The sequence below is a fragment of the Methanospirillum sp. genome (genome assembly GCF_028679455.1).
Taxonomy (GTDB): domain Archaea; phylum Halobacteriota; class Methanomicrobia; order Methanomicrobiales; family Methanospirillaceae; genus Methanospirillum.
Window position 1 is genome coordinate 1 of sequence record NZ_JAJRBM010000337.1, and the last position, 7,383, is coordinate 7,383.

General features: G+C 47.7%; 9 protein-coding genes and 1 pseudogene. 5 read left to right on the forward strand and 5 right to left on the reverse strand.

The features are described from left to right. The 4 genes from LUQ50_RS11550 to LUQ50_RS11565 form a co-directional block, all read left to right on the forward strand. Window positions 1–134: 50S ribosomal protein L24e (locus LUQ50_RS11550; RefSeq protein WP_300039994.1), on the forward strand; the 134-nt coding region annotated here is incomplete at its 5' end. Between the two features lie 3 nt (window positions 135–137). Beyond that, window positions 138–587: a nucleoside-diphosphate kinase gene (gene ndk, locus LUQ50_RS11555; RefSeq protein ID WP_300039986.1), complete on the forward strand. Its 450-nt coding sequence runs from the start codon at window positions 138–140 to the stop codon at window positions 585–587. Window positions 588–640: 53 nt separating this feature from the next. Then, window positions 641–1,405: a tetratricopeptide repeat protein gene (locus tag LUQ50_RS11560; RefSeq protein WP_300039987.1), complete on the forward strand. Its 765-nt coding sequence runs from the start codon at window positions 641–643 to the stop codon at window positions 1,403–1,405. Window positions 1,406–1,520: 115 nt separating this feature from the next. Beyond that, window positions 1,521–2,243, forward strand: coding sequence for a tetratricopeptide repeat protein (locus LUQ50_RS11565; RefSeq protein ID WP_300039988.1), 723 nt, complete (start codon window positions 1,521–1,523; stop codon window positions 2,241–2,243). A gap of 64 nt (window positions 2,244–2,307) precedes the next feature. Here the strand turns inward: LUQ50_RS11565 and LUQ50_RS11570 are convergent, their stop codons facing one another. The 5 genes from LUQ50_RS11570 to LUQ50_RS11590 all read right to left on the reverse strand — a co-directional run bounded on the left by LUQ50_RS11570 (window position 2,308) and on the right by LUQ50_RS11590 (window position 6,619). After that, the gene (locus LUQ50_RS11570) at window positions 2,308–2,886 is read right to left on the reverse strand and encodes a flavin reductase family protein (RefSeq protein ID WP_300039989.1); all 579 of its coding nucleotides are present in this window, start codon (window positions 2,884–2,886) and stop codon (window positions 2,308–2,310) included. A gap of 92 nt (window positions 2,887–2,978) precedes the next feature. Next, complete coding sequence (locus tag LUQ50_RS11575) at window positions 2,979–3,764, reverse strand: energy-coupling factor transporter transmembrane protein EcfT (protein ID WP_300039990.1); 786 nt, start codon at window positions 3,762–3,764, stop codon at window positions 2,979–2,981. Beyond that, on the reverse strand, window positions 3,761–5,161 hold the full coding sequence (locus LUQ50_RS11580; RefSeq protein ID WP_300039991.1) for an ABC transporter ATP-binding protein: 1,401 nt from the start codon (window positions 5,159–5,161) through the stop codon (window positions 3,761–3,763). Before LUQ50_RS11580 ends, LUQ50_RS11575 begins: the two co-directional genes overlap by 4 nt. Window positions 5,162–5,193: 32 nt before the next feature. Beyond that, window positions 5,194–5,739 (reverse strand): tryptophan transporter, encoded by a 546-nt coding sequence (locus LUQ50_RS11585; protein ID WP_300039992.1) that lies wholly within the window; start codon window positions 5,737–5,739, stop codon window positions 5,194–5,196. Window positions 5,740–5,899: 160 nt separating this feature from the next. Continuing rightward, window positions 5,900–6,619 (reverse strand): YkgJ family cysteine cluster protein, encoded by a 720-nt coding sequence (locus LUQ50_RS11590; protein ID WP_300039993.1) that lies wholly within the window; start codon window positions 6,617–6,619, stop codon window positions 5,900–5,902. A gap of 49 nt (window positions 6,620–6,668) precedes the next feature. Between LUQ50_RS11590 and LUQ50_RS11595 the strand changes: the two are divergent. Further along, a pseudogene (locus LUQ50_RS11595) lies at window positions 6,669–7,383 on the forward strand (phosphate--AMP phosphotransferase); the annotation flags it as partial.

Consider the following 7,383-nt stretch of genomic DNA (forward strand, 5'->3'; position numbering starts at 1 on the left):
AGATGTTTATCCGCAAGGATGGAACAATCTACTACTTCTGCAGCACCAAGTGCCAGAAGAATTACAAACTCGGTCGGATTCCACGCCGGGTTGCCTGGACTGCAGCCGGCCGCAAGGCGATGGGCAAGGAGTAATCGATGGAACAGACGTTCCTGATGGTCAAACCCGATGGGGTACAGCGTGGCCTTGTCGGGGAGATCATCTCCCGTTTCGAACGCCGTGGGTTCAAACTCATAGCAGCAAAGTTCGAGCGGCTCCCTGATGCCCGTGTTATGGAGCATTATGCTGAGCATGTGCAAAAACCGTTCTTCCCCGGTCTGAAAGCCTATATCACCAGTGGACCTTGTTTTCTGATGGTATTTGCCGGGAAGAATATCGTGAAGATCAGCAGAGATATGATTGGTGCAACGAATCCTGCAGGGGCTGCCCCTGGTACGATTCGCGGTGATCTGGCTCTTGAGATCGGTATGAATGTTATCCATGGATCAGACTCAGTTGAGACTGCAGCCCGTGAGATTGCAATTCATTTCAGTCCTGAAGAACTTGCATCCTATACCCGTATTGACGAGCAGTATCTTTACGAATAACCTTTTTTTAGTCTGTCATCGATGAGACAGACTCATATGCGCTGCAGTCAAAGATGAAAAGAGTACTCTGTAGTATGAATTCTTCCCAGACATCTGGTTCTCACTCATGGATCCCTGCTGTACTCTGGCTGATCCTTATCCTTACCGTGTCTCTTACCGGGTGTATGAGTACCGGAGACTGGAAAGAGAAAGGCCAGAAAGATTACCAGAATGGGAAGTACGCTGATGCTATTGCTGACTATGATCGGGCAATCGCACTCGAACCCAACGACAGCGAACTCTATTACCTGAAAGGTTTGTCGCTCTATGAGATGGTACGATACAAGGATGCGATCGATGCCTTCACCGGTGCAATCAGACAGAACTCCGAATACTCACTAGCTTGGTTTTGGAAAGGCCGGACCAGTTATATGATGGGTGATTATGATGAGGCTGTCCGTGATTTCTTTAAGGCAATAGAGATAGAGCCTGCAAATATTGAGTACTGGTATTATCGCGGGATGGCACTTTCCAGCAGAGGTCAGTATGATATGGCTATCCAGCACTTTGACAAAGCTCTGCTGATCAATAAGAATGATGAAAAATCATGGAGTGCCCGGGGATTTGCCTACATCATGAAGAAAGATTATGATCAGGCACTCCATTCATTTGAGCAGGCAATTGTGGTCAATCCCCAAAATGCAGAAAACTGGATCAACAAAGCATCTGTGTTGAAAGTAATGGGGAAAGAGTCTGAAGCCAACGTTGCAATAGATAAGGCAAACCTCCTTTATAAAGAACAGGAGAAAGATATCAGTAAGAAAATTCCCAGGGCCTAGGGTAGATCCCCCCCTTAATTTATACTCCACATTTTCTGAAAAGAGGAAGACATTTCACCACTCTTGTCAAACCTGTTCTTCACTCGTGCCCTTGGCATGTCATAGGTGATATCAGGTGTCTTCGCGGGAACTAATCCAAACTGTCATCCCCCTTGTTTTTCTTCTCCTTACGATCTCTGTATTCATCTCCGGTTGTATCGGGACTCAGTGGACTGCCTCTGACTGGCTTGAAAAAGGTAATCAGTATGCAAATGATGGATTGTATACCAGTGCAATTGATGCATATAATCAGTCATTACAACTGGATGCCAGAAATGCGAAGGTATTAACCTATCGGGGTGTTGCACTCGAACACCTGGGCAGTTATCCTGCCGCGATGCAGGACTTTGAGCAGGCCCTCAGCATTAATCCAAATGAGAGCGGTGCATGGCAGGGGAAGGCAGCCACCTATATTGATACCAGTGAGTACCGGCTTGCAGTGAAGGCAGCTGATCGTGCGATAGAACTGGCAAATACCCCTGCCGATAAAGCAGAAAATGCATATCTGCTCCGAGGATTTGCCCTGAACCGTCTGGAAGACTATGATGGTGCGCTTCAGGCCTTTGATCAAGCGATAGAGATAGATCCTAGGCGGTTGGATCTCTGGCAGAATAAGGCATATTCTCTGACAAAACTGGGAAGATTTGTTGAGGTGTTAAAGTGCTACGAAGTTATGGTTGGCATAGAGCCCAAAAATGCAGAGTTATGGAGTAAGAAAGGGGAGATTCATCTTGCACTCGGTCAGATCAACGAAGCAAATGAGGCTTTCTCCATTGCCAAGAACCTTATAAAAAATTAATCGTGATTCATGATAGTTGAGAATTCCTCTCATTGGAGTGAATGAGGGGTTATCAACCGACCCCTCACTTCTTTTTCGGGAATGCAGTTGCGGTGGTGAAAGCATCCATCAGATGCTCTCCAACTTTGTGGTATGCCCTGCTTAACGGGTTATATAGGAAAGGTGCGACTTTTCCGATATCCACGTCACCATTTTGAGCGATCAGGGATTCATCAACCTGAACATCTACGACCTCGGCTATGAACTGGGTATGCACCCCGATCTCGATCACCTGACTGATCCGGCATTCAAGAACCAGCGGGCACTCAGCAATTACCGGTGCATTCACCAGACCTGCTTTCACCGGAGTAAGGCCGGTTGCTTCAAACTTATTCAGATCACTACCTGATCGCACTCCAAAAAAATCGGCCTGACGGACGATTGCTTCAGATGGGATGTTCAGTGTGCATTCCCTGTTCTGAATCAGCGCCTGATAACTGTGTCTCGACTTCTGTACTGAAAAAGCGATACTGACCGGGTTTGATGAGCAGACGCCGGCCCATGCAACTGTCATTGCGTTTGGGTTTCCATCAGCATCATAGGTTCCCACAAGCAGAACTGGTGTTGGGATCAGAGCGGGTTTAATCCCGATAGATCTCTTCATAATTACAGGTTTGTTTCTTATGGCTATCAGTTTACGGTTGTGTCCTGTTCTGATGAAAAAAAGAGAAATGTTGTCCGCTGGTTATCGGTAATTTATCCGAAGTGATGAACAAAGTATGCAATGACAACGAGACTGATAAAAATCAGTGCAAATCCGTCATTGTGGTGAAATTCCAGTTCATGGAATGGTAATGTCTTCTTGCTTCGGTATCCCCGCATATCCAGTGTAAGACCGAGAACCTGTGTTTTTGCAAGTGAGTTTGCCATCAGTGGGATCATAATGGGCCGCAGGCTCTTCACTTTTCCAATTACTCCGGTTCCTGGGTTATATCCCCGAGAGAGTTGCGCCTCATGAATCCTCATCGCTTCGAGTTGCAGACTTGGAATAAATCTGAGTGCGATCAGGAACATCAGAATATAGTCAACAGGCATGTGGAATGCGAGAAGTCCGGTTACCAGTTCACTTGGTTTTGTAGTGACGATAAACAGATGAAATGAGAGGATCATCACGATAAACCGGCAGGTGAAGAGGAGTCCGAGGCCGATCCCACTCTCGGTAACTTGCAGCATACCTCCGATTACCGGGACTGATGCTGGTATGAGGGTGAAGTAGGTTGTTCCCCCCTGAATAGTCAGGGTGGTGACGAGGAGAAGAAAGACCCCAAGCAAGATGAGAAATGGTATCTGTTTGCTAATCTCACGATGCATCCCTGATACTGACGCTCCAAATGCAATGACGAGTATCAGACCGGCAAGAAAGAGAACACTCGGAGTAAGCACACTCATCGCAACAATGAGCACGACGATTACCACTTTCGTAACCGGGTTGAGCCGATGCAGAATCCCGTTTCCTGGTATATATTGGAGGATCTCGGTCATGATGCCGTCCTCTGCAGAATGGTGAAGTCACCACTGACTTTTCCATTCTCCATCACGATGATCCGTTCTGCATATTCCTCAGCGATGCGCATGTTGTGGGTGACCATGATGATGGTATGTCCCTGATCCTGGAGGGATTTCATCAATGCCATCATCCGGTCTGATTCAGCCTCATCAAGTCCGGTAGTGGGTTCATCAAGGATGATGATCTCAGGCTCCATGGCAAGGATGCAGGATACTGCAAGACGCTGCCTCTCTCCCCGGGAGAGATGCCGGGGATACGTCTGCTCCTGACCTGATAGTTGTACCATCCTGAGTACATCCTGAATTCTGATGTCTGGGTTTGGTGTTGAGATGTTGGTAAGCCCGAATCTGATCTCTTCATCAACAGTATCGGCAAAAAGCATGGTGTCAGGATTCTGAAATACGAGCCCGGTGTGTCGGACGAGTGTCATCACCGGTTCGGTGGTTGCATCCAGATCCAGCACCCTGACGATTCCGCTATCTGGTCTGAGCAGGCCATTGAGATGTTTGACCAAGGTTGTCTTTCCTGATCCATTCTCTCCGAGCAGAGCTACAAATTCTCCGGGATATATTGAGAGATTGACACCGTTCAGTGCTGGAACGTCTCCGTACTTCCGGTAAAGATCTTTGATCCTGACAATCGGCTCTTTTGCAGGCGGTATGAAGGGGGAGAGATCCGGGTCATCATACAAGGCTTTCAGGGTCCCCTGGGGATGGGGGAAGAGTTCATCAAAAGTTCCCTGTCTTGAGATTCGACCATGATTCAGTTCAACCACCCGGTCAGCTACTCCCCGGTATCCTTCAAGTGAGTGATCCACCACGATGACGGTCTTTCCTTCAGATTTTAGTCCCCTGAGAATCTCGATGATGTTTCCGGTAGCCCGGACATCCAACTCAGATGTTGGCTCATCAAGGATCAGGACTCTGGTATCCATCGCGAGAGCGGCCGCAATGGCAACCCGTTGTTTCTGGCCTCCTGAAAGAGCATATGGTGCCCGTTCCCGAAGATGCGTGATATCACAGCGTTCCATCACGGTGCTTATCCGCGCACGACGCTGTGCGACAGTAGCAAGCCTAGTCTCAAGGCCGGATGCAATCTCTTCCTCGACACTGGTGAAGATGAGTTGGGCATCAGCATCATCAAAGACCATACTGATATGCTGGTTGAGTTGGCTCATTCCCTCATATTCTGCCATGGACTGGCCTTGGAAAGAGAGGTGTCCGGTAAGGGTGCCACCAAGTTCATGCTGCAAAATCCCGGCAAGAGCGAGACACAGGGTTGTTTTCCCTGCTGCCGTCGGCCCGGTAATGAGAATTAGTTCTCCGGCACTGATGGAGAGAGTTATCTCCTGCAATGCTGGCGTCGTGCTCATGGGGTAGGTATAACTCAGGCTTGAGGCCAGAATCATGCCCTGCCCCGTGAAAGAACACGTGCTGCCGGGAGATAGAGGATCTGTGCAACGACTGTATTCAGGACTGCTGTTGGAAGAACAATGGTGAACATCATCAGGCTGAAAAATGCATAGAGGCTTGTGGCAGTAAAGGCTTTATATAGCATTCCGGGAGCGACCATAACGAGGAGTATAACAATACCAACGAATATCAGGCCGCTAACGATTGTTGCAGAGAGGGTTGCTAAAGCTGGGGCAAATTTGACTCTTTCTCTGGTTGCAAGAAATACCCCCATACAGACGATAGCGCCGAGAGGTTCACTGATCAGATTTGCCGGTGGGAAGAGTGAGTGGCTGATCAATGCACTGATGATACCGCCAACGATACCGATACCCAGCGCTTCCTTGAACCGGGGGGCGATGAGCATGATTGCCAGGCAGTAGAAGATGATCACAAAGTTCGGTACAATGGGAGATGGTACAAGGGCTGTTGCAATCAGTCTGGCAATCGCTCCTACGGCGAGGAGGATTCCTACAATAGCGATGTCTTGTGACTTCATAATTTTCACACCGTTCTGGTAATGATAGGTTACGGGAATTTCAACAATGCGGAATGTTTCTGTTACTATTGTGGTTCATGTTGTATCATCAACCTAAGACAACAAAATACATCTATGTACTTAGTTGTCCATTTCGTCATATATAGATTCTTACCCGTTATCAGATGATAATTCCACCATACTCAGTAATCGTGACCGTGTGGGGGGAAAATTCACCCTCAAAGTACACAAAAACCCGAATCATTTCTCCTTTGGTAAACGCCCGCATCTGTTGATCATAGATCTTTCTGACATGTTTCTCGCCTGACTGATCAAACCGGGTTATCAGGGTTTTGTAAAATCCGATCATCTGATTAAGCCACCTTTCTTCATATGCCACCGTCTCGGATGCCAGGGTGAGGCTATCCTCTTCAGAGATCGGGGTATTGTATTCACCATGCTCGTTCAGGCCACTGATCTGTCTGAAGGAAAGAATCCCGTTTTCATCGGGTTCACGGTGGAGCATATAGGGATACACCCTGCAGATCGAGAATCTGTCAGAATAGATTTTACATGTGTTATCAGTAAGGTGGATGCAGGTTCCATCCGGGTTTGTGCGAAGAGCATATCCTGATACATAAAAGTTCCCTGATCGATCACATACCTCAAAGAATGGAGCTGGAATGATTGCTTCCGGGCATATCTCCTTTGCCCGTCTGGTATCATCGTCAAGCAAAAAGACATGGCCGTTCTGGCTGGTTACACAACATGAGCCACACCGGGTGCAGAAAAATCCTACCTCCCTGATGATCTCAGCAAGTTCTTTTATCGGGTACGCATGCAGGAGTTCAAGTTCTTTGGTAAACCGGGAATGTTCTCCCTTCAGGAATGAATCAGACATCTCCGCTATCAGATGTGCAGGACTGTGGTTTATCTCTGGCGGAGAAACAATGCCTGGATGTCGTATCATCCCAATGTATAACCCTGATGGCTGCAAAGAAGAGGATACTATGCTTGAAACGTTTGATCTTTCTGTAAAGATACCCAAAGATGAGTACTCTTCTATCGCAGATCCCCTCAGTATCGGTACCGGTGAACTCCAGAGAGAGGTAAGAAAGCGGGGAAAATCGGTTATTATTGTCTTTGAGGGATGGAGAGGGTCAGGTATTTCTCAGGTTATCAATAAACTGCTCCATGCATTTGATCCTCGTGGAGTCAGAGTGTATGCAACCGATGATCCTGATGATGTCGAACGGGATCACACCATGATGTGGAGGTTTTGGACTAAAGTCCCTCCTTATGGGCAGATTGCGATCTTTGATCGGAGCTGGTATACCTCAATGATGATCGAGCAGTTTGATCGTTCCCACATGGATGAGTTACCTCCTGATTGTCTGTCTGACATCATTGGGTTTGAAGAGCAGATTACCGGTGACGGAAATCTCATCATAAAGTTTTTCCTTCATATCAGTAGGCAGGAACAAAAGAAACGCCTCTCTGACCTTGAAGATGATCCGTTCACCTATCAGACCCGATATCTCCGCCGAAAAGAGGGGATCTATCAGTACGGCCAGTACCTGCCGGTCATTGAAAAGATGCTGATGAAGACCGATCTGCCTGCAAGTCCCTGGGTGATCGTTGAGGCTGAGCAGATCAAGTATGCTC

Coding starts and splice junctions, on each gene's coding strand:
- LUQ50_RS11580 (WP_300039991.1), bottom strand. CDS start 5,161: ATGAGCACGACGCCAGCATTGCAGGAGATAACTCTCTCCATCAGTGCC.
- LUQ50_RS11590 (WP_300039993.1), bottom strand. CDS start 6,619: ATGTCTGATTCATTCCTGAAGGGAGAACATTCCCGGTTTACCAAAGAA.
- LUQ50_RS11560 (WP_300039987.1), top strand. CDS start 641: ATGAAAAGAGTACTCTGTAGTATGAATTCTTCCCAGACATCTGGTTCT.
- LUQ50_RS11575 (WP_300039990.1), bottom strand. CDS start 3,764: ATGACCGAGATCCTCCAATATATACCAGGAAACGGGATTCTGCATCGG.
- LUQ50_RS11585 (WP_300039992.1), bottom strand. CDS start 5,739: ATGAAGTCACAAGACATCGCTATTGTAGGAATCCTCCTCGCCGTAGGA.
- LUQ50_RS11570 (WP_300039989.1), bottom strand. CDS start 2,886: ATGAAGAGATCTATCGGGATTAAACCCGCTCTGATCCCAACACCAGTT.
- ndk (WP_300039986.1), top strand. CDS start 138: ATGGAACAGACGTTCCTGATGGTCAAACCCGATGGGGTACAGCGTGGC.